This window comes from Corynebacterium sp., from assembly GCF_012838985.1.
Classification (GTDB): Bacteria; Actinomycetota; Actinomycetes; order Mycobacteriales; family Mycobacteriaceae; genus Corynebacterium.
The window spans coordinates 1-18,774 of the sequence record NZ_DUOE01000153.1 but is presented as its reverse complement, the minus strand read 5'-3'; the positions used below and the strand labels follow the sequence as shown (position 1 = coordinate 18,774).

Here is an 18,774-nt window from a genome sequence, read left to right as displayed (position 1 = left end):
CAATACGTCGTGATGATGTCGATCATGCGATGGTCGTTGAAACAACGTAGGTAAGGCTAACCTAGTGGCCAGCGCCACACCAGGGTCCCTCCGGACTTTTCCACCCCGTCACCCCCGACCCGACACCGAATCGTAGTATCACCTCCATGAACGACGCCCCCTCCGCCACCCCCGCCCCCTGCCCGGTGGCCCCGTGAGTCTCCGCAGCATCCTGGCGGACACCCGCCCACTCCAGGTCCCCGCTTACCGACGCCTCTGGGTCGCCAACATCGCCACCATGATCGGCGCCCAGCTCACCGTCGTCGCCGTGCCGGCCCAGATCTACTCCATCACCGGCTCCTCCGCCTACGTCGGACTCACCGGCCTCTTCGGCCTCGTGCCGCTGGTCATCTTCGGCCTGTACGGCGGGTCGATCGCGGACGGCTTCGACAAGCGGAAGGTGCTCATCGTCTCGACGGTGGGCATGATCGCCACGGCCCTGGCCTTCTGGGGCCTGACCGTGGCGGGCAACACCAACGTGTGGTGGCTGCTGGCCGTGTTCTCCCTGCAGCAGGCCTTCTTCGCGGTCAACCAGCCCACCCGCACCGCCGTGTTCCGCTCGATTCTGCCGCTGGAGCTCCTCGCCGCCGGGTCCAGCCTCAACATGATGCTCATGCAGTTCGGCGCGATCGTCGGACCGCTCGTCGCGGGCGCGCTCATCCCCTTCATCGGCTACTCCTGGCTCTACGCCCTTGACGCGGCACTGCTCATCCCGACGCTCGGCGCGGTGCTGGCGCTGCCTGCCCTGCCACCCTCCGGGGAGGCGCAGAAGGCGGGCTTCCGCTCCGTGGTCGACGGCCTGTCCTACCTGCGCACCCAGCCGGTGCTCATGGTGGCGATGCTGCTCGACCTCATCGCCATGACCTTCGGCATGCCGCGCGCCCTCTACCCGGAGATCGCGGCCGTCAACTTCGGCGAACCCGGCGACGGCGGCATCATGCTCGCCCTCCTCTACTCCTCCATGGCGGCGGGCGCGGTGCTCGGCGGCCTGCTCTCCGGCTGGGTGTCGCGGGTGGTGCGCCAGGGCCTGGCGGTCATCGTGTGCATCATCGCGTGGGGCGTGGCCGTGGTCATCGCGGGTGGCGCGGTCATGCTCAGCCCCGGCGCGGTGACGGTGTGGGCGTGGATGGTCATCCTCATGCTCGTCCTGGGTGGCGCGGCCGACATGTTCTCGGCCGCGCTGCGCACCGCGATCCTCCAGCAGTCCGCCGCCGACCACGTGCAGGGCCGCATCCAGGGCGTCTACATCGTCGTGGTCGTCGGCGGCCCCCGCATGGCGGATGTCCTGCACGGATGGGCGGCCGCACCACTCGGCGTGGGCTTGACGACGCTGCTCGGCGGCGTCCTCGTCATCGTCGGCACGCTGGCGTGCGCGGTGCTGGTGCCGGGCTTCACGAACTACCTGAAGCCGGGGCCGCGGGACGTCGCCAAGCAGGAACCCTAGACCGATCAGTCCGCGAAATTAGACAACGTTGTCTGAATTTATGTAGTATGCCGGTCATGGCCACCGTCTTCTCACGTCCGCGCACTCCGGCGGCGAAATGCCTCCACCTGGTGCGACTGCACCAGATCGTCACGCGCAGCGAGCTCGTGGAGGCCACCGGCCTGTCCCAGCCCACCATCACACGCGCCATCAGCGCCCTGATCGGTGCGGGACTCGTCCACGAGCGCACCGACCTCACCCGCTCCCAGGGCCGCGGCCGACCGACGATCCCGCTCGAACTGACCAACCACCCGGCACTGCACGCAGGCATCGCCGTCGGCACCTCGACCACCTACATCGGACTCTTCGACACCCGCGGACGCACCATCCGCGACGCCGACGTGCCCACCCCCGTCGCCGAACTCACCGAATCCGACTTCATCGAGCACGTCATGGCCGGCCTCAACCGCCTCACCGCCGGCCTCGACCGCCCCCTCGCCTCCGTCGGCGTGACCACCTCCGGCCGCGTCACCGACGACGGCGTCGTCGACGCCCCCAACCTCGGCTGGCACGGCGTCGACTTCGCCGGCCGCCTGCGCTACCAGTTCTCCGTGCCCGTCGTGGTCTCCGCGGCGGTGCCCGCGATCCTCGGCTCCGAGATCCAGTCCGCGGAACTGCACACCGGCACCGACACCAGCGACACGATGGCACTGTTCGCCGACGACTCCATCGGCGCCGCCGTCGCCGACGAACAGGGCGTCCACCAGATCGACCTGCCCGTCTCCGCACGCGAGCTGACCACCGCCGCCGTCCTCGACCGCCGCTGGGACTCCGTCACCGCCGCAGCCGCCGACCCCGCCGCCCGCCCCGTCCTCGACGACCGCGCCCGCCGCCTCGGAGAACTCATCGCCGACCTGGCCCAGGAGCACTCCCCCGCCACCGTCGTCGTCGCCGGCTCCGCCTTCCTCGACGACCCGGCCGCCCCCAAACTCTTCGCCGCGGCCGTGCGTTCCCGCCTCCCCGAGCTCCAGCTGCGCCTCATCCCCACCCACCGGGAGGTCGTCCGCGCCATCGCCCGCGCCGTCGCCCTGGACCAGACACTGCGCGAGCCGCTGGCACTCTACGGCGCGGCACGCGGCGTGTAGGACCGTGTAGGACAGGGCCCGGCCAGGGACGGCCCCGTCACACACATGCTTTCTGCGGGACGGGGTGGGCCTATACTCTTGCCCATGGTTTCCCGGATGCGTACCCGCCACTTCGCCCAGGCCAAGGCCGAGGGGCGGAAGATCTCCTGTCTCACCGCCTACGATGCGCCCACCGCCGCGATCTTCGACGAGGCGGGCATCGACCTGCTCCTCGTCGGCGACTCCGCCGCCAACGTGGTCCTCGGCCAGGACTCGACCCTGTCGATCACGGTCGAGGAGATGATGACCATGGCGACCGCCGTCGCCCGCGCCACCGAGCGCGCGTTCGTCGTCACCGACCTGCCCTTCGGCTCCTACGAGGTCTCCCCCGCCCAGGCGCTGGAGACCGCCGCCCGCTTCATGAAGCAGACCGGCGTCGCCGCCGTGAAGATCGAGGGCGGCGTCGAGATCGCCCCGACGATCCGCACGCTCGTCGACGCCGGCATCCCCGTCATGGCCCACATCGGCTACACCCCGCAGTCCGAGCACGCCCTCGGCGGCTACGTCGTCCAGGGACGCGGCGAGGCCCGGGAGAAGCTGCGTGCCGACGCCCTCGCCGTCCAGGAGGCCGGCGCCTTCGCCGTCGTCCTCGAGATGGTCCCCGCCGGCATCGCCGGGGAGATCACCCGCGAGCTCACCATCCCGACGATCGGCATCGGCGCCGGCAACGCAACCGACGGCCAGGTCCTCGTGTGGACCGACGCCTTCGGCCTCACACGGGGTCATACGCCGCGTTTCGCGCGTCGATACGCAGAGGTCGGCACCATGCTTCTCGACGCCGCCCGCGCCTACCGCTCCGACGTCGAGGACGGCTCCTTCCCCGACGAATCCGAGTCCTTCGGGGACGAGAAGTGACCGTCGTCGCGCGCACAGTCGCGCAGCTGCGTTCCGCCGTCGCCGACCTCCAGGGCTCCGTCGGCCTGGTCCCCACCATGGGTGCACTCCACGAGGGCCACGGCCGACTCGTGTCCCTGGCCGCCGAGGAGAACTCCTCCGTCGTGGTCAGCGTCTTCGTCAACCCGCTGCAGTTCACCGACCTCGGCGACTGCGACGACTTCCGCCTCTACCCGCGCGACCTCGACTCCGACGTCGCCTTCCTGGAGAAACTCGGCGTCGACGTCGTCTTCGCCCCCACCGACGAGGAGATGTACCCCGACGGCCTGCCGCAGGTGTGGGTGCGTTCCGGCAAGATGGGCGAGCGCCTCGAGGGAGCCTCCCGCCCCGGCCACTTCGACGGCGTGACCACCGTGGTGGCCAAGCTCTTCCAGCTCATCCAGCCGGACCGCGCCTACTTCGGCGAGAAGGACGCCCAGCAGCTGGCGATCATCCAGCGCATGGTCACGGACCTGAACTTCCCGCTGCAGATCCGCCCGGTGCCGATCATCCGCGGCGCCGACGGCCTGGCCGAGTCCTCCCGCAACCAGCACCTCACCCCCGAGGCCCGGGAGCAGGCGCTCGTCCTGCCGCGGACCCTCTCCCAGCTCCGAGACCGCGCCGCCGCCGGGGAGCCCCTCGACGTCGAGGGTGCCCGTGAGTCGCTCCGCTCCGCGCCCGGCGTCGAGCTCGACCACCTCGAGGTCGTCGACGCCGCGACCCTCCTGCCGGTCACCGAGGTCGGTTCCGGCGCCCTCGCGGTCGCCGCGATCCACGTCGGTGGCACCCGCCTCATCGACAACGTGCGGCTGCTGCCGCCGGAGGCCTGAACAACAGGGGAGTCTGAAACGGAAAAACTCGTTTTCAGCGGATCGGCACAACCAATCCGCTGAAAACGAGTTTTTCCGCTGACGACTCCCTATTCCTTTTCCAGCGCCGCGTGCCGCTTCGACAGGTCGACGTAGCGCCCGGCGTGGGGGATGAAGCCTTCGTACTGTTCGGGCTCAAGTTCACGGCGGATCTTGGCGGGTACGCCGGCGGCCAGCGTGTGGTCCGGCACCTCGAAGCCCTCGAGCACCACGGCCCCCGCGGCGATCAGGGCGCCCGAGCCGATCACCGAACGCGAGAGCAGCGCCGACTTCATGCCGACGAGCGTGCCGTCGCCCACCGTCGTGCCGTGGACCAACGCCATGTGGCCGACGGTGACGTCGTCGCCGAGGATGCAGGGGACGTCGCCGTCGACGTGCAGGACCGAGTTGTCCTGGATGTTGGTGCGGGCGCCGATGCGGATGGTGTTGACGTCGCCGCGCAGGACGCAGCCGTAGAACACGGAGCTGTCCGGTCCGATCTCGACGTCGCCGATGATGACGGCGTTCGGTGCGATCCAGGCCGTCGGGTGGATGCGGGGCTTCTTGCCCTCGAACTCGATGATCATGCTCATGAGAGAGCCTCCTTCACGGAATCGACGCCGGTGAACAGGACGGCGGTCATGCCCAGTTCGGCGGCGGCGGCGACGTTGACCGGGTCGGCGTCGAAGTAGAACGTCCCCTTAGCGGGGACGCCCATCGCGTCGAGTGCCACCGCGTAGGCGCGTGGGTCGGGTTTGATGACGCCGATGTCGCAGGACATGGTCACGGCGTCGAAGCGTCCCAGCCATTCATGTTCGGCGCGGGCCCGTTTCGCCAGGCCGGCCGGCAGGTTGGAGAGGATGCCGGTGCGCAGGTGGTCGTCGATGAGGGAGAGCGCGAGGGACACCATGTCGGGGTCCTCCTCCATGGAGGATTCCCAGTCGGCGGCGACGGCCTCGGAGATGTCGAAGGGTTCGAGTCCGGCGCGGACCTGGAGCTGGCGCCAGAAGCGCTCGTCGCTCACGTCGCCGGAATCGTAGGCCGGGCGCAGATCGTCGTAGATCGGCCACATGCCCGCGTCGCCCCCGACGGCACGTTCCACGCGGCGTCGTCCGGTGTCGGTCCGCTCCCTGAGCAGGACCCCGAAGAGGTCGAACAGCACAGCAGTCATGCCACCACTCTACGTAAATACACTGGGGCGGCATGATCGATGTCACCCGAAATGCGGACCTCGTGGCGCCGGAGCTGTTGGGCTGTGTGGTCACCTTCCACGGGGTGTCCGTGCGGCTCACGGAGGTCGAGGCGTATCTGGGTGCCGAGGATGCGGCCGCCCACACCTACCGTGGCCGGACCCCGCGTAATGCGACGATGTTCGGTCCGCCGGGGCGTCTTTACGTGTATCTCTCCTACGGCATCCACATGGCGGGCAACATCGTGTGTGCGCCGGAGGGTGTGGGGCAGGGGTGTCTCATGCGTGCGGGTGAGGTGGTGGCCGGGTTGGACACCGCTTATCGACGCCGCGGGGACGTCCCCTTCGAGCGTCTGGCCTCCGGTCCCGGCAATCTGGGGAAGACGCTGGGTCTGTCGTTGGAGGACAACGGCGTACCCGTCACGCTGGAGGTTCCGGAGGTGGCGCCGGAGTGGGTGGCGGGGCCGCGGATCGGGATATCGAAGAACGTGGATGCGCCGCTGCGTTTCTGGATCCCCGGGGACCGTACCGTCTCGGGGCGGCGGGGTAGGCCGACCGGGATGTGAAGGTCGTATGCTTATGTCATGAACAGCTTCACCATCCGCCGCGAAGCCGAGGCCGACATCCCCGCGATCCGGGATCTCACGTCGCGTGCGTTCGTCGACAAGCCCTACTCGCGTCAGCGTGAGGCCGAGATCGTGGAGCGGCTGCGCGACGCCGACGCCCTCACCTTCTCCTTCATGGCCGTCAAGGGTGCCTCCCTGGTGGGGCACATCGCGGCGTCCGCAGTGGAGATCTCCGACGGGACCGCGAACTGGTTCGGTGTCGGTCCGATCAGCGTCGCCCCGGAGCGCCAGGGTGAGGGCATCGGTTCCCTGCTGATGCAGCGTGCCCTCGAGGAGCTGCGGGAGATGGGTGCCGCCGGTGCCGTCTCCGTCGGTGATCCGACGTTCCTGGGGCGTTTCCACTTCACCGAGGCCCCTGACCTGCGTCTGCCGGGCATGGACCCGCAGTATTTCCGGGCCCTGCCGCTGGCGGACAGCACGCTGCCGACGGGCACGGTGTGGTACCACCGGGCGTTCGTCGGTTAGCTAGAGCGCGACCTCGCGTCGCCCGTACTCGTAGCGGCGTTTCTCTCCCTCCTGGTAGTCCCGCGGCGGGGGCGGCAGCACGACCGGGGAGCCGGTGAGCATCGCGACCTCGACGGTCACCGGGGATGGGCAGTGCAGTACCAGTTCCCCGCCGGTGTCGAGGCTGACGCGGATGCCTGAGTCACGCCACCACTCCCACTGCTGCCCACCGCTGATCTTGTCGATCAACGCCACCCTGTCCTGGATCCGCGTGATCCCCGTGATCGTGCCCGGCAGGTCATGGGCGTCACCGTCGGCCTCCCCGGCGCGGGCCTCCAGAACGGACTCGACGCGCTCGCCGCCCTCCTGCAAGTCGACGACCTGCTCCACGAACTCCAGTTCCACCACCCCGCGGTCCGTGTCCAGCCAGGCCCCGAAGGCGCCCACCCGGTCGTCGATCTCCAGGTCCGTGCCGAAGGTGCGCAGCTGCGCACCGATGAGCCCGCGGAGCAGGTCGAGACTCGTGTCAGTGAGGAAGGTGTCGGTCATGCTGTCAGGCTAGCCGCAGATGCCCACCCGTCACGTACCATGCAGCGCATGGGTATCTCAGATATCGCGCGGGCGATTGAAGGCCGCCTGAATGAGGCGGGGGTGCGTCGGAAAGCGAAGGCGGGCTGGCGCCCGGCAGTGACCGGTTTCCACGGTTTCGGCAGCGAGGAGCGCCTCCACGTCATCGGCCGGGTCCTCATGCAGGACCCCGAGCCCGCGCCCACCGAGGTGCAGCGCGGCTGGCGGCAGTTCTTCACGTACCAGGTCGGCGAAGTGCCGGTGACGGTGCAGATCGGTGAGCGGACCATCGAGTCGAGCTCCAACGAGCAGGGCTACATCGACGTCCTCGTCCACGACCACGGCCTGGCACCCGGCTGGCACGAGGTGACCATCCGGGCGGAGGGCACAGAGCCGGCCGTCGCGGAGGTCCACATCGTCGACCCGTCCGCCCGCCACGGGCTCATCTCCGACGTCGACGACACCGTCCTGGTCACCTGGCTGCCCCGCGCGCTGGTCGCCGCCTGGAACTCCTGGGTGAAGAAGACCAACCGCCGCCAGCCCGTGGAGGGCATGGCGCAGTTCTACGCCGAACTCCTCCGCGACCACCCCGACACCCCCGTCTTCTACCTGTCGACGGGCGCGTGGAACACCTACGGCACCCTGGTGGACTTCCTGGAGCAGCACGGCTTCCCGAAGGGGCCGCTGCTGCTCACCGACTGGGGCCCCACCCCGACCGGCCTGTTCCGCAACGGCGTCGAACACAAGAAGGTCGTCCTGCGCAACCTCATCATCGAGTACCCGGACATCCGCTGGATCCTCGTCGGCGACGACGGCCAGCACGACCCCCTCACCTACGGCCACGCCGTCTTCGAGCACCCGGACCGCATCGCCGGCGTGGCGATCCGCCAGCTCAGCCCGCAGGAGCACGTCCTCTCCCACGGCACCACGGTCCCCCTCGCGCTGGCCCGCCGCGAGGCCCGCTTCGGTGTGCGCACCATCGTCGGGGCGGACGGGCACGAGCTGCTGGCGGAGTACCGCAGGGATCCTTTCCTGGAGTAACTTCACGCCCGGGACCGGTGGGGAATGTTTAACACCTGATCCGCACCCGGATCGAGTGTGGGGAATGGTTAAGCGTTAAACTGCACCCCATGACAACCTGGCCGCATGTTTCCATGGAGACCCTCCCGTGGACCTCCCGGGCACCACTGTCGGCACGCGCCCGTTCCCGGCAGCCCACCGAGTATGACTCCGCCCTCGTGCCCCACATCCGGGACGCGGAACCGCTGCTCAGCGCGGACACGCTCGCCGCCGTGGACCGGGCCACCATCGCGATCACCCGTTTCGATGCCACACAGGCCGCCGCCCTGCTCCCCTTCACCCCCCTTCTGCTGCGGGGGGAGTCCGTCGCCTCGTCCCGGATCGAGCAGCTGACGTCGTCGGCACGCCGCATCATGGAGGCGGAACTCCTCGGAGTCGAGGGGTCCGGCAGCACGGGGAACGCCGCCCTCATCGTCGCCGCGACAGCCCAGATGTCGGCCGCGATCTCCAGTGATGACGTCCCCGGCGAGCAGGGCATCCTCACCATGCACCGTCTCCTCCTGCAGGGCAGCCAACCACAGATCGCGGGGCGCTACCGGGAGGAGGCGGTGTGGATCGGCGGCAGCAACAACCATCCCGTCGGCTCGATGTTCACCGCACCCCACCATCGGCACGTGCCTGCCCTCATGAGTGACCTGGAGGCATGGATGCACCGGACCGATGTACCGGCCCTGGTCCTGGCGGCCATCGCCCACGCCCAGTTCGAGACGATCCACCCCTTCGTCGACGGAAACGGACGTACCGGGCGGGCACTCATCCACACCCTGCTGCGTCACCGGGGTCTCACCATCAACGGCACCCTGCCGCTCTCCGCCGGGATCCTGCGCAGCCCTGACTCCTACTTCGCCGCGCTCACGAGCTACCGCACCGGTGACATCGACCCGATCGTGCGCCTGGTGGCGGACGCCGCGCTCCGCGGCACCGAGCTCGGGACCTGGCTCGGTGCAGAAATGGCTGAGATCCGCGCGGACTGGGAGGAGCGGGTCAGCGCCCGGCGCGATGCGTCGGACTGGCGGATCCTCGACGTTCTCCTCCGGCAGCCGCTTGTCGACGCCCCCGGCCTCACCACCGAGCTCGGCATCAGCGCCCCCAACATCCGGCGGGCCCTGGATCGCCTGGAAGCCGACGGGGTGGTCCTCAGCGCGCAGGTGGCCCGGAACCGGCGGGCCTGGCGCGCGCCCGAGATCCTCGAGCTTCTCGACGAGTTCGCCGAGCGCGCCGGCCGCCGGGAGCTTCCCGCCTCTAGTTCCGCAGGGTCTTGAGCGCCTTCGCCCAGGTCTCCACCTGCTCGTAGACGGAGTCGAGGGCACCGGTCGAGCCCTCGGTGGGCGCGAACTCGGTCATGGAGGCGAAGTCGGTGCCGAAGGAGAGGAACACCTGGGCACGGACGTCCGCCATCTGCAGCTCAGCGGCGATGAGGCGCCAGGCCTCGACGGCGCGGGTGCCGCCGGCGGAGCCGTAGGAGACGAAGCCGATCGACTTGTTGTTCCACTCGGCGTAGAGATAGTCGACGGCGTTCTTCAGTGCGCCGGGGACGGAGTGGTTGTACTCCGGGGTGACGAAGATGAAGCCGTCGAAGGAGGCGATCTTCTCCGCCCACTTCTTCGTGTGCTCCTTCTCGTAGCGGCCCATGGCGGGGGGATAGGCCTCGTCGAGAAGCGGGAGGTCGAAGTCGGCGATGTCGACGAGCTCGTACTCGGCGTCCGCGCGGTTCTGTGCGTTCTCGAGCACCCACTGTGCGACGGCCGGGGCCATGCGGTTGGGGCGGGTGCTGCCGACGATGACGGCGATGCGGGTCATGGTTGTTCACTCCTGTGTGTCGTGTGGGGGACGGTGTGGTGCCCAGGCTACAGATTTCCGCATGCCCCCCGCCGAGCCGGTAGACCGCTCTGTCTTTGGCAGGTAGCCACAGTGGTCTACACTCCCCTGCATGGCCCACCGATTCCTCGCCTTCCCCGACACCGTCAACGAATACGCCGCGCGCGTCACCGCCGGCCTCATCGTGCTGCTCACCCTGGCCACGCTCCTGACGGAGGGGCTGATCCACCTGGTGCTGCTCAGCCTCCTGGCCGTCGGTTTCGCACTGCGGGTGGCAGGCGGCCCGCGTTACTCGCCGCTGGGACGGCTCTCGGTGCACGTCCTCGTGCCGCTGCTGCGTCGTCCGCCCCTGCCCACCGCCGGCGCCCCGAAGCGATTCGCGCAGGCCATCGGCCTGGCCTGCAGCACGACCGCGCTGCTGCTCACCCTCGCGGGCTGGCACACGGCCGCGACGGTGGTGCTGGTGATCCTCGCGGCCGCCGCCACCCTCGAGTCCGTGTTCGGGTTCTGCCTGGGCTGCCGGCTGTTCGGCATGCTCATGCGCATCGGTGTCATCCCCGAGGACGTGTGCCTCGAGTGCGCGGACGTGGGCTCCCGTTACACGGCCACCGGCACCGTCAGCCCCGAGATCGCGCAGGTCGATGTCGGGGTCCGCGTGCGCTGACCCCGGCTACCCCAGGATCACCACGTCCAGCCGCCGCGGACCGTGCACGCCCTCGACGCGTTCGAGCTCGATGTCGGAGGTGGCGGACGGCCCGGAGATCATGGTGATCGGGCCGTCGAGCCCCGCGGCGCCCACCCGCTCCCAGGCCTCCGGGAAGAGTTCCACCACGGAGTCGGCAGGCACGATGCAGATGTGGTGGTCGGGGATGAGGGAGAGTTCGCGGCGCCCCTCGTCGGGTTGTCCGGTGAGGAAGATGGTGCCGGTCTCCGCGCAGGAGACGGTCGAGGAGGTGACCACGCACGCGGCTCCCAGTGGATCGCCCACCTCCTCGACCAGCGGGATCCAGGTGGGGTCCAGGCCGTCAGGGAAGACGACCGGCCCTTCGATCAGGCGGTCCAGCAGCGCCGGCAGCTCCACCGGGGCGACCTCGTGGACGGCGGCCCTGTAGTCCAGCAGGCGGTCGATGAGCATGTCGCGGACCTCGTCGGGCTCGCGGGCGGAGGTGCGTCGATAAGCACGTGGGACCTGGGGCGCCGCAGGCGCATCCTGCAGTGACGCCCGCAGGCGGTCCATGATCTCAGACTTGGCGTTCATCGGTTCTCCTTGAACCAGTGGCGGAAGGACTGCTGCGGCGGGGCGGGGATGACGCGTTCGCGTGTCCAGCCACCGACGAGGCCGGGCAGCCAGCGGATGCGGAAGCGCACCAGCGGCAGCGCGCGCTCGAGCACGGACATGACGCGCCCGGAGCGCATCGCCCAGGACATGCCTCTCATGAGCAGGGACATCTGGCCGGGCTTCTCCACCTCCTCGACGGCGCGGGCGCGCAGGTGGACGAGGATGTCGGGGATGTTGATCTTGACGGGGCAGACGTCGTAGCACGCGCCGCACAGGGTGGAGGCGAAGGGCAGCGACGCGTTCTCCTCCGAGGACAGGCCCGTGAGCTGCGGCGACAGGATCGCGCCGATGGGTCCGGGGTAGGTGGAGCCGTAGGCGTGGCCGCCGGCGTGCTCGTAGACGGGGCAGACGTTGAGGCACGCGGAGCAGCGGATGCAGTGCAGTGCCGAACGTCCCGCCGGGTCGGACAGCACCGCGGAGCGGCCGTTGTCCAGGAGCACGAGATGGACGTTCTGCGGTCCGTCGCCCTCGTGGACGCCGGTCCACAGGGAGGTGTAGGGGTTCATGCGCTCGCCGGTGGAGGACCGGGGCAGGAGCTGGAGGAAGACCTCGAGATCCTCGAAGGAGGGCACGATCTTCTCGATACCCATCACCGTGATCAGCGTCTCCGGCAGCGTGAGGCACATGCGGCCGTTGCCCTCGGACTCGACGACGGCCAGCGTGCCCGTCGACGCGACGCCGAAGTTCGCGCCGGAGACGGCCACCTTGGCGCGGAGGAACCTCTCGCGGAGGTGCTTACGTGCGGCCTCGGCCAGCACGCGGGGCTCATCGGTGAGTGGTCCGGGCATGTGGCCGGCGAAGATGTCGCGGATCTCGCGGCGGTTGCGGTGGATGGCGGGCACGAGGATGTGGGAGGGCTTGTCCTCGCCGAGCTGCACGATGAGCTCCGCCAGGTCGGTCTCGATCGCGGTGATCCCGGCTGTGGCCAGGTGTTCGTTGAGTCCGATCTCCTGGGTGGCCATGGACTTGACCTTGAGGATCTCGGTCTCCCCGGTCTGCCGGACCAGGCGCTCCACGATCGCGTTCGCCTCCGCCGCGTCCCGCGCCCAGTGCACGACACCGCCGCGGGCGGTGAACTCGGCCTCGAACTGCTCGAGCAGTTCCGGCAGCCGCGCCATGACGGTCTCCTTGAGTGCGGACCCGGCGGCGCGCAGGTCCTCCCAGTCGGGCAGCTCCTCCACCACGGAGGCGCGCTTGTCGCGGATGGTGTGGGTGGCGTGGCGGATGTTGGCGCGCATCTGCTCGTTGCGCATCTGTTCCCGCGCGGCCGCCGGGAACGGCTGCGCGGCGTGCAGGTTGCCCTGCCCGTAGGTGGGGATTCCTAGTTGGACGGTGCGGCCCACGGCTCCTCCTTCGTCGAGGCGAGAATTTCAGCGAAATGCAGCGTCTGCTTGCCGACGCCCCTCTTCTCCATCGCCCCGCCCAGGTGCAGGAGGCAGGCGGTGTCGCCGCCGGTGCAGATGTCGGCGCCGGAGCCCGCGATGTTGCGGATCTTGGCTTCGGCCATCGCCCCGGAGACGTCGGGGTTCTTGAAGGAGAAGGTGCCGCCGAAGCCGCAGCACTCGGCGGCGTCGGGAAGCGGGCGGACGTCGATGCCGTCGACGGTGCGGATGAGGTCGAGCTGCCGGTCCCCGAGCCGCAGGAGGCGTGAGCCGTGGCAGGAGGGGTGGTAGGTGACGGTGTGGGGGAACCAGGAGCCGAGTTCGGCCGCGGAGGTGACGCCGAGGACGTCGCTGAGCAGCTGGGAGAGTTCCCAGGTGCGCTCCCCGACCGACACGGCCTCGGTTTCGAGGCCGGTGTCGCCGCCGGCGCGGGCGACCATGGGCTGCTGGTGGCGGACGGAGGCGACGCAGGAGCCGGAGGGGGCGACGATGATGTCGGCGTCGGCGAAGGCGCGGACGTGGTTGCGGACGACCGGCAGTGCGTCGGCGAGGTAGCCGCTGTTGACGTGCATCTGGCCGCAGCAGCCCTGGTCCTCGGGGAAGATGACCTCATGGCCGAGACGTTCGAGGATGCGGGTGGTGGCGACCGCGACGCGCGGGAACATGGCATCGACCATGCACGTGGCGAAGAGGGCTATTTTCATGTTTTCTCCAGGTGGAGGGGGACGAGGTGGCGACTGACCAACTGTGGTCTGACCATGCTAGACCGGCCCGCCGGGGTGACGCAAGGCACATTTTTCCACACCCGGCCCTTGACGGTTGTGATCCACGACATATAACCTGCCGTGGACTGACCACAGTGGTCCGACCACATCCCCCACTCTAGGAGATCCGCGTGACCACCTATACCGCGCTCACCAACGCAGTCGGCGGCAACCCCGCCCTGTCCGCACTCGTCGGCACCCTCCCCCTCATCACGTTCTTCGTCATGCTGCTGGCCGTCAAGGCCCGCGCCCACGTCTCCGGGCTCACCGCCCTCGCGGTGGCGCTCCTCGTCGCGGTCGCAGGCTTCGGCATGCCCTGGGACCTGGCGCTGCTCTCCGCCGGTCAGGGCGCCGTCTTCGGACTCTTCCCCATCGTGTGGATCGTCGTCCTCGCCCTGTGGTTCTACCAGGTCACGGTGCTCTCCGGCCGCTTCGAGGACATGCGCACCATGTTCGACACCATCGGCGGCGGCGACCTGCGCATCCAGGCCATCCTCATCGCCTTCTGCTTCGGCGGCCTGCTCGAGGCGCTCGCCGGATTCGGCGCCCCCGTCGCCATCACCGCGACGATGATCCTGGCGCTCGGCCTCACCCCGCTCAAGACGGCCACCGTCGTGCTGCTGGCCAACACCGCCCCCGTCGCCTTCGGTGCCGTGGCCATCCCCATCACCACCGCCGGCACGCTCACGGACCTCGACCCGGCAGTCATCGGCGCGGTCGTCGGCCACCAGGCCCCCTTTTTCGCGGTGCTCGTCCCGTTCATCCTGCTGCTCATCATCGACGGCGTCCGCGGCCTGCGTGAGGCCTGGCCCGCCGCCCTGGCCATCGGCGCCTCCTTCGCCGTCGCCCAGTGGTGGTGCGCCACGTTCTTCTCCTATGAGCTCACCGACATCGTCGCTGCGCTGGCGGGTCTCGCGGCGGCGGTGATCCTGCTGCGCTTCTGGCGGCCGCGGGGCGCGGAGGAGGTGCGGGAGCGCCTCGGCGTCGGGAAGCCCCCGGCACCCGAGTCCCTCACCCCGGGCCGCGTGTGGATGGCCGTCCTCCCCTACGTGCTGGTCGTCACCGTGTTCGGCGTGGCCAAGCTGTGGACCTGGGGCGTCAACGTCCCCGCGCTGCTGGCCGCCACCGACGTGCAGATCCCGTGGCCCGGCCTCGACGGGCGTCTGCTCAGCACCGACGGCACGCCGCTGAGCGGCACGGTGTACAGGTTCCAGTGGCTCTCCTCCCCCGGCACGCTGCTGCTCATCGCCGGCCTGCTCGTCGCCCTCATCTACGCCGCGTTCGACCACGGCGGCCGCTTCCGGCTCTCACTTGCCGACGCCGCCCTCGAGATCCCCCGCTGCTTCCACCGCATGCGCTGGTCCGCACTGACCATCATCAGCGTCCTCTCCCTGGCGTACATGATGAACTTCTCCGGGCAGACCATCGCCATCGGCACGTGGGTCGCCGGACTCGGCGCCGTCTTCGCCTTCCTCTCCCCCGTCCTCGGCTGGCTGGGCACCGCCGTCACCGGCTCCGACACCTCCGCCAACGCCCTGTTCGCCAACCTGCAGAAGACCGCCGCCCTGGAGACCGGCCTCGACCCCCACCTCATGACCGCCGCCAACACCTCCGGTGGCGTGGTGGGCAAGATGATCTCCCCGCAGTCCCTGGCCATCGCCGCCACCGCCGTCAACCTCGAGGGCCGCGAATCCGCCATCTTCCGCTCCGTCGTCTGGTGGTCCGTCGGCCTGCTGCTCGTGCTGTGCACCCTGGTCTACCTGCAGTCGAACGTCCTGGCGGGAATGCTGCCCGTCTAGTATCGAGGATATGACCACAGCTCCGCGTGCCTATTCCGTCGTCCTCGACTGGCTGGAGGAACAGCTGCGCTCCGGCGAGATCGTCGTCGGCGACAAGCTGCCCGGTGAACGGGCGCTCGCGGAGCAGTTCAGCATCTCCCGCGCCTCCGTCCGCGAGGCCACCCGCATCCTCGACGCCATGGGGCTCGTGCGCTCCGGCGTCGGTTCCGGTCCCAACGCCGGTGCCATCGTCATCTCCGAGCCCTCCGCCGCCCTGGCCTGGGCCCTGCGCATGCACGTGGCCACCCGCGCCCTGCCCGTCCGCGACCTCGTGCAGACCCGTCTCCTCCTGGAGACCCAGGCCGCCCACGACGCCGCCGACCCCCGGATCGCCCCCGACTCCGAGGAACGCACCGCCATCCTCCGCAGCGCCGGCGAGGTCCTCGACCAGATGGACCACCCCGGCCTCCCGGCCGCGGACTTCCACGCCCTCGACGCCCAGTTCCACATCCTGCTCATCTCGCTCGCGGGCAACGTCGTCGTGGAGACGATGATGGCCTCGCTGCGCCAGGCCACCATCAGCTACATCAGCGAGACCGTCGCCGACAACCCCGACTGGCCCGCCATCGCCCGTCGCCTGCAGGAGCAGCACCGGGCGATCCTGGCGGCCGTCGGGAAGCGCCAGGGTGAGCGGGCCGCCGAGCTGCTGCGCGAGCACATCACGTGGTTCTCGCAGCTCGGCAGCTGAGGCCCGCCTGCTCAGGACTGCGCGCTCAGCACGTCCCGCACGACCTCCGCGAGGTGCCGTGCCCGCCGCCCGGTGCCCTGCTCGATCTGGGTGCGGCAGGAGAATCCGTCGGCGATGACCTCCGCGTCGGGGCCCAGGGCCCGCACCCGGGGGAAGATCTCCCGTTCACCCAGCTCCAGTGACATCTCCGCATGTCCGGGCTCATAGCCCCAGTTGCCGGCCAGGCCGCAGCAGCCGGTGGCGATCTGCTCCTCCGCCACGCCCAGCGCCCGCAGGATCGCCGCCGAGTGCGTGGGGTCCCCCACGGAACGTTCGTGGCAGTGCACCTGTGTCAGCGCCTGCAGGCCTGCGGCGTCCAGCTCCAGCTCCGCGAGGGCGGGGGCCACGAACTCGGCCCATGACACGGTCGCGGCGGCGAGCCGGGCGACGGCGGGGTCGTCGGTGAGGGAGGGGGCGTCGGCGAGCATCGTCGTGCACGAGGGCTCCACGCCGATGACCGGCAGCTCCCGGTTGAGCCAGGGCCGCATGACCTTCGCGGTGCGCCGCAGCACGCGCTTCGCCATCCCCAGCTGCCCCGTGGAGTGCCAGGTCAGGCCGCAGCAGACGAAGCCGCGGGGGATCTCCACGCGGTAGCCGAGCATCTCCAGCACCTCGACCGCTGCCTGCGCCGCCGCCGAGTCCATCCCGGAGAAGGTGTCCGGCCACAGGACCACCGTGCCGCGCTTCCCCGCCGACCGACCCGTCAGGATCCGCCCCTCCCGGAGACGGAGGAGCGGGCGCCCCGGATCGAGTCCCAGCGTCCGCGCCATGCCCGGCAGCCGGAGGCTCCGGGCGGTGACACGGCGGAGACCCGAACGTCGCACGGTGCGCATGAGCAGCGGCAGCCACCCCAGCACGTAGTGCGCCCGGGGCCGCGGGCGGCCGCGGTAGTGCTCGTGGAGGAACTCGGCCTTGTACGTGCTCATGTCGACGCTGACGGGGCACTCACCCGCGCAGGCCCGGCAGGACAGGCACAGGTCAAGGGCGTCACGGACCTCCTCCGAGTGGAAGCCGTCGAGGGTCTCGCCGCGCAGCGCCTCGGAGAGCAGCCGCGCCCGACCGCGTGTGGAGTGGACCTCATCGTGGGTGAGCTGGAAGGACGGGCACATCGCACCCGTCATCGAGCGGCAGGAGCCGACGCCGACGCACCGGTTGACCGCGTTGACCAGCGAACCCCGGTCAGAATCCAGGCGGTGGACCGGCCGGATCTCGTGCCGGCGCTGACTCCGCCCCATCCGCAGCCCCTCCGCGAAGCTCTCCGCCCACACGAGCACGCCGGGGTTGAAGATGCGGTCGGGGTCGAAGGTGAGCTTGAACTCCTCGAACACGTCGCGCAGCGACGGGGAGTACATCTCCCGCAGCAGCGAGGAACGCGCTCGACCGTCACCGTGCTCGCCCGACAGGCTGCCGCCGTGGCTGGTGACCAGGCGGGCGGCATCGCGCATGAACCTGCGGAAGGTGCGGCGCCCCTCCTCCGAGTCGAAGTCGAAACTGATGCGCACGTGCACGCAGCCCTCGCCGAAGTGTCCGAAAGGGATGCCGCGCAGACCGTGCTGGTCCATGAGTTCATAGAGGTCCCGCAGGTAGTCGGCGAGATTCTCGGGTGGGACGGCGGAGTCCTCCCAGTTGGGCCAGGCCTCGCCGCCGTCGGGGAGCCGCGTGACAATGCCTGCCGCCGCCTCCCGGATCCGCCACAGCGCACGCATCTCGGCGGGGTCCGTGACGATCCTCTTCGCCACGCCCTCCCGGATCGCCGCCGCGCCCGCCGCCGCCTCCGCGGTGCTCGCGGCGGTCACCTCGCAGAACAGCCAGCCGCCGGCGTCCTCACCGGGCAGGTCAGGGTTGGTCCCGAGCGCGTCGACGAGGTCGCCGCCCATGCCCTCCACCGTCGCGATGCCCGGATGAGTGCGCAGCTGCGCACCCGCCCGCGCCGCGTCGAAGACCGTGTCGAAGGCCAGCACCGCCAGCGCCTTCGCCGGCGGCAGCTCCACGAGCCGGACGGTCGCCTCCGTGATGATGCCCAGCGTGCCCTCCGACCCGGCGATCGCCTTCACCGGACTCGTCGCCAGGTGGTGCAGGCCGTACCCGGAGGACTGCCGGGAGAAATGACCCAGCTCATTGTCGAAGAGGGTCTGGTGCTCAGCCACGAGCTGCCGCAGGGCGGCGTCGATCACCGGATCGTCGCAGCCGTGCTCGTCGACGGTGACGAGGCGGCCGTCGGCAAGCATCAGCGTGACGGACACGAGGTTGTCCGCGGTGGTGCCGTATGCGACGGAGTGCGAACCGCACGCGTTGTTGGCGATCATGCCGCCGATCGTCGCGCGCGAGTGCGTCGACGGGTCCGGGCCGAAGGTCAGGCCGTGCTTCTCGACGGCCGCCCGCAGCTCATCGCAGATCACGCCCGGTTCCACCGTGGCGGTGCGCGCCTCCGGGTCGACGGCCAGGATGCGGTTGAAGTACCGCGAGGTGTCGATGATGAGGCCGTCGCTGATCGCGTTACCCGCCACCGAAGTACCACCGCCGCGCCCCACGACCGGCCAGCCCATGAGCTGGGCCTGCCGGATCGCGTCGCGGATCTCCTCGATGTCCGCAGGCTCCGCGACCGCCGCCGGGATACGTCGGAAGATCGACGC

The 18,774-nt window shown here is 69.9% G+C and carries 19 protein-coding genes; 11 read left to right on the top strand and 8 right to left on the bottom strand.

Annotated elements, in window-relative coordinates:
• Positions 1–193: 193 nt before the first annotated feature.
• The 4 genes from GXZ33_RS08860 to panC all read left to right on the top strand — a co-directional run bounded on the left by GXZ33_RS08860 (position 194) and on the right by panC (position 4,349).
• Positions 194–1,483, top strand: coding sequence for an MFS transporter (locus GXZ33_RS08860; RefSeq protein WP_291340604.1), 1,290 nt, complete (start codon positions 194–196; stop codon positions 1,481–1,483).
• Positions 1,484–1,530: 47 nt separating this feature from the next.
• Complete coding sequence (locus tag GXZ33_RS08855; RefSeq protein ID WP_291340602.1) at positions 1,531–2,607, top strand: ROK family protein; 1,077 nt, start codon at positions 1,531–1,533, stop codon at positions 2,605–2,607.
• Between the two features lie 84 nt (positions 2,608–2,691).
• Complete coding sequence (gene panB, locus GXZ33_RS08850; RefSeq protein ID WP_291340600.1) at positions 2,692–3,501, top strand: 3-methyl-2-oxobutanoate hydroxymethyltransferase; 810 nt, start codon at positions 2,692–2,694, stop codon at positions 3,499–3,501.
• Positions 3,498–4,349, top strand: a complete 852-nt coding sequence (gene panC, locus GXZ33_RS08845) for a pantoate--beta-alanine ligase (RefSeq protein ID WP_291340598.1) — start codon at positions 3,498–3,500, stop codon at positions 4,347–4,349. The genes panB and panC overlap by 4 nt, the downstream gene beginning before the upstream one ends.
• Positions 4,350–4,438: 89 nt before the next feature.
• Here panC and GXZ33_RS08840 read toward each other — a convergent pair whose 3' ends face one another.
• Positions 4,439–4,960 (bottom strand): gamma carbonic anhydrase family protein, encoded by a 522-nt coding sequence (locus tag GXZ33_RS08840; protein WP_291340597.1) that lies wholly within the window; start codon positions 4,958–4,960, stop codon positions 4,439–4,441.
• Positions 4,957–5,538 carry an HAD family phosphatase gene (locus tag GXZ33_RS08835; protein ID WP_291340596.1) on the bottom strand — a complete coding sequence of 194 codons (582 nt, stop codon included), beginning with the start codon at positions 5,536–5,538 and terminating at the stop codon, positions 4,957–4,959. The genes GXZ33_RS08840 and GXZ33_RS08835 overlap by 4 nt, the downstream gene beginning before the upstream one ends.
• A 32-nt stretch (positions 5,539–5,570) precedes the next feature.
• Between GXZ33_RS08835 and GXZ33_RS08830 the strand changes: the two genes are divergently transcribed.
• Complete coding sequence (locus tag GXZ33_RS08830; protein ID WP_291340595.1) at positions 5,571–6,122, top strand: DNA-3-methyladenine glycosylase; 552 nt, start codon at positions 5,571–5,573, stop codon at positions 6,120–6,122.
• An 18-nt stretch (positions 6,123–6,140) separates the two neighbouring features.
• The gene (locus GXZ33_RS08825) at positions 6,141–6,647 is read left to right on the top strand and encodes an N-acetyltransferase (protein WP_291340594.1); all 507 of its coding nucleotides are present in this window, start codon (positions 6,141–6,143) and stop codon (positions 6,645–6,647) included.
• Here GXZ33_RS08825 and GXZ33_RS08820 read toward each other — a convergent pair whose 3' ends face one another.
• Positions 6,648–7,175 carry a hypothetical protein gene (locus GXZ33_RS08820; protein ID WP_291340593.1) on the bottom strand — a complete coding sequence of 176 codons (528 nt, stop codon included), beginning with the start codon at positions 7,173–7,175 and terminating at the stop codon, positions 6,648–6,650.
• Between the two features lie 48 nt (positions 7,176–7,223).
• Between GXZ33_RS08820 and GXZ33_RS08815 the strand changes: the two genes are divergently transcribed.
• Both GXZ33_RS08815 and GXZ33_RS08810 read left to right on the top strand, forming a co-directional pair.
• On the top strand, positions 7,224–8,234 hold the full coding sequence (locus tag GXZ33_RS08815; RefSeq protein ID WP_291340592.1) for a phosphatase domain-containing protein: 1,011 nt from the start codon (positions 7,224–7,226) through the stop codon (positions 8,232–8,234).
• Positions 8,235–8,323: 89 nt separating this feature from the next.
• Positions 8,324–9,535 carry a Fic family protein gene (locus GXZ33_RS08810; RefSeq protein ID WP_291340591.1) on the top strand — a complete coding sequence of 404 codons (1,212 nt, stop codon included), beginning with the start codon at positions 8,324–8,326 and terminating at the stop codon, positions 9,533–9,535.
• On the opposite strand, the gene GXZ33_RS08805 is transcribed toward GXZ33_RS08810, so the two are convergent.
• On the bottom strand, positions 9,516–10,073 hold the full coding sequence (locus GXZ33_RS08805; RefSeq protein WP_291340589.1) for an NAD(P)H-dependent oxidoreductase: 558 nt from the start codon (positions 10,071–10,073) through the stop codon (positions 9,516–9,518). The two genes, GXZ33_RS08810 and GXZ33_RS08805, sit on opposite strands and share 20 nt — an antisense overlap.
• Before the next feature lie 130 nt (positions 10,074–10,203).
• Here GXZ33_RS08805 and GXZ33_RS08800 point away from each other — a divergent pair, with 130 nt between their 5' ends.
• Positions 10,204–10,755: a DUF4395 domain-containing protein gene (locus tag GXZ33_RS08800; RefSeq protein WP_291340587.1), complete on the top strand. Its 552-nt coding sequence runs from the start codon at positions 10,204–10,206 to the stop codon at positions 10,753–10,755.
• A 6-nt stretch (positions 10,756–10,761) separates the two neighbouring features.
• Here the strand turns inward: GXZ33_RS08800 and GXZ33_RS08795 are convergent, their stop codons facing one another.
• Genes GXZ33_RS08795 through GXZ33_RS08785 form a run of 3 tightly spaced genes read right to left on the bottom strand, consistent with a single transcriptional unit; the run spans position 10,762 to position 13,516 of the window.
• The gene (locus GXZ33_RS08795; protein ID WP_291340585.1) at positions 10,762–11,349 is read right to left on the bottom strand and encodes an LUD domain-containing protein; all 588 of its coding nucleotides are present in this window, start codon (positions 11,347–11,349) and stop codon (positions 10,762–10,764) included.
• Positions 11,346–12,773 carry a LutB/LldF family L-lactate oxidation iron-sulfur protein gene (locus GXZ33_RS08790; protein WP_291340583.1) on the bottom strand — a complete coding sequence of 476 codons (1,428 nt, stop codon included), beginning with the start codon at positions 12,771–12,773 and terminating at the stop codon, positions 11,346–11,348. Before GXZ33_RS08790 ends, GXZ33_RS08795 begins: the two co-directional genes overlap by 4 nt.
• On the bottom strand, positions 12,752–13,516 hold the full coding sequence (locus tag GXZ33_RS08785) for a (Fe-S)-binding protein (RefSeq protein WP_291340580.1): 765 nt from the start codon (positions 13,514–13,516) through the stop codon (positions 12,752–12,754). Before GXZ33_RS08785 ends, GXZ33_RS08790 begins: the two co-directional genes overlap by 22 nt.
• A 191-nt stretch (positions 13,517–13,707) precedes the next feature.
• On the opposite strand from GXZ33_RS08785, the gene GXZ33_RS08780 reads away from it, so the two are divergent.
• A complete protein-coding gene (locus GXZ33_RS08780) occupies positions 13,708–15,375 on the top strand; it encodes an L-lactate permease (RefSeq protein ID WP_291340578.1) in 1,668 nt (555 codons plus the stop codon).
• 10 nt (positions 15,376–15,385) lie between these two features.
• The gene (locus GXZ33_RS08775) at positions 15,386–16,102 is read left to right on the top strand and encodes an FCD domain-containing protein (RefSeq protein ID WP_291340577.1); all 717 of its coding nucleotides are present in this window, start codon (positions 15,386–15,388) and stop codon (positions 16,100–16,102) included.
• Positions 16,103–16,113: 11 nt separating this feature from the next.
• Here the strand turns inward: GXZ33_RS08775 and GXZ33_RS08770 are convergent.
• Positions 16,114–18,774: FAD-binding and (Fe-S)-binding domain-containing protein (locus GXZ33_RS08770; RefSeq protein WP_291340576.1), on the bottom strand; the 2,661-nt coding region annotated here is incomplete at its 5' end.

Excerpts from the sequence above, each read along its gene's own strand:
- GXZ33_RS08835 (WP_291340596.1), bottom strand. The coding sequence starts at position 5,538 with ATGACTGCTGTGCTGTTCGACCTCTTCGGGGTCCTGCTCAGGGAGCGG.
- GXZ33_RS08815 (WP_291340592.1), top strand. The coding sequence starts at position 7,224 with ATGGGTATCTCAGATATCGCGCGGGCGATTGAAGGCCGCCTGAATGAG.
- GXZ33_RS08810 (WP_291340591.1), top strand. The coding sequence starts at position 8,324 with ATGACAACCTGGCCGCATGTTTCCATGGAGACCCTCCCGTGGACCTCC.
- GXZ33_RS08800 (WP_291340587.1), top strand. The coding sequence starts at position 10,204 with ATGGCCCACCGATTCCTCGCCTTCCCCGACACCGTCAACGAATACGCC.
- GXZ33_RS08830 (WP_291340595.1), top strand. The coding sequence starts at position 5,571 with ATGATCGATGTCACCCGAAATGCGGACCTCGTGGCGCCGGAGCTGTTG.
- panB (WP_291340600.1), top strand. The coding sequence starts at position 2,692 with ATGGTTTCCCGGATGCGTACCCGCCACTTCGCCCAGGCCAAGGCCGAG.
- GXZ33_RS08820 (WP_291340593.1), bottom strand. The coding sequence starts at position 7,175 with ATGACCGACACCTTCCTCACTGACACGAGTCTCGACCTGCTCCGCGGG.
- GXZ33_RS08825 (WP_291340594.1), top strand. The coding sequence starts at position 6,141 with ATGAACAGCTTCACCATCCGCCGCGAAGCCGAGGCCGACATCCCCGCG.
- GXZ33_RS08775 (WP_291340577.1), top strand. The coding sequence starts at position 15,386 with ATGACCACAGCTCCGCGTGCCTATTCCGTCGTCCTCGACTGGCTGGAG.
- GXZ33_RS08855 (WP_291340602.1), top strand. The coding sequence starts at position 1,531 with ATGCCGGTCATGGCCACCGTCTTCTCACGTCCGCGCACTCCGGCGGCG.
- GXZ33_RS08805 (WP_291340589.1), bottom strand. The coding sequence starts at position 10,073 with ATGACCCGCATCGCCGTCATCGTCGGCAGCACCCGCCCCAACCGCATG.
- GXZ33_RS08785 (WP_291340580.1), bottom strand. The coding sequence starts at position 13,516 with ATGAAAATAGCCCTCTTCGCCACGTGCATGGTCGATGCCATGTTCCCG.
- GXZ33_RS08795 (WP_291340585.1), bottom strand. The coding sequence starts at position 11,349 with ATGAACGCCAAGTCTGAGATCATGGACCGCCTGCGGGCGTCACTGCAG.
- GXZ33_RS08840 (WP_291340597.1), bottom strand. The coding sequence starts at position 4,960 with ATGAGCATGATCATCGAGTTCGAGGGCAAGAAGCCCCGCATCCACCCG.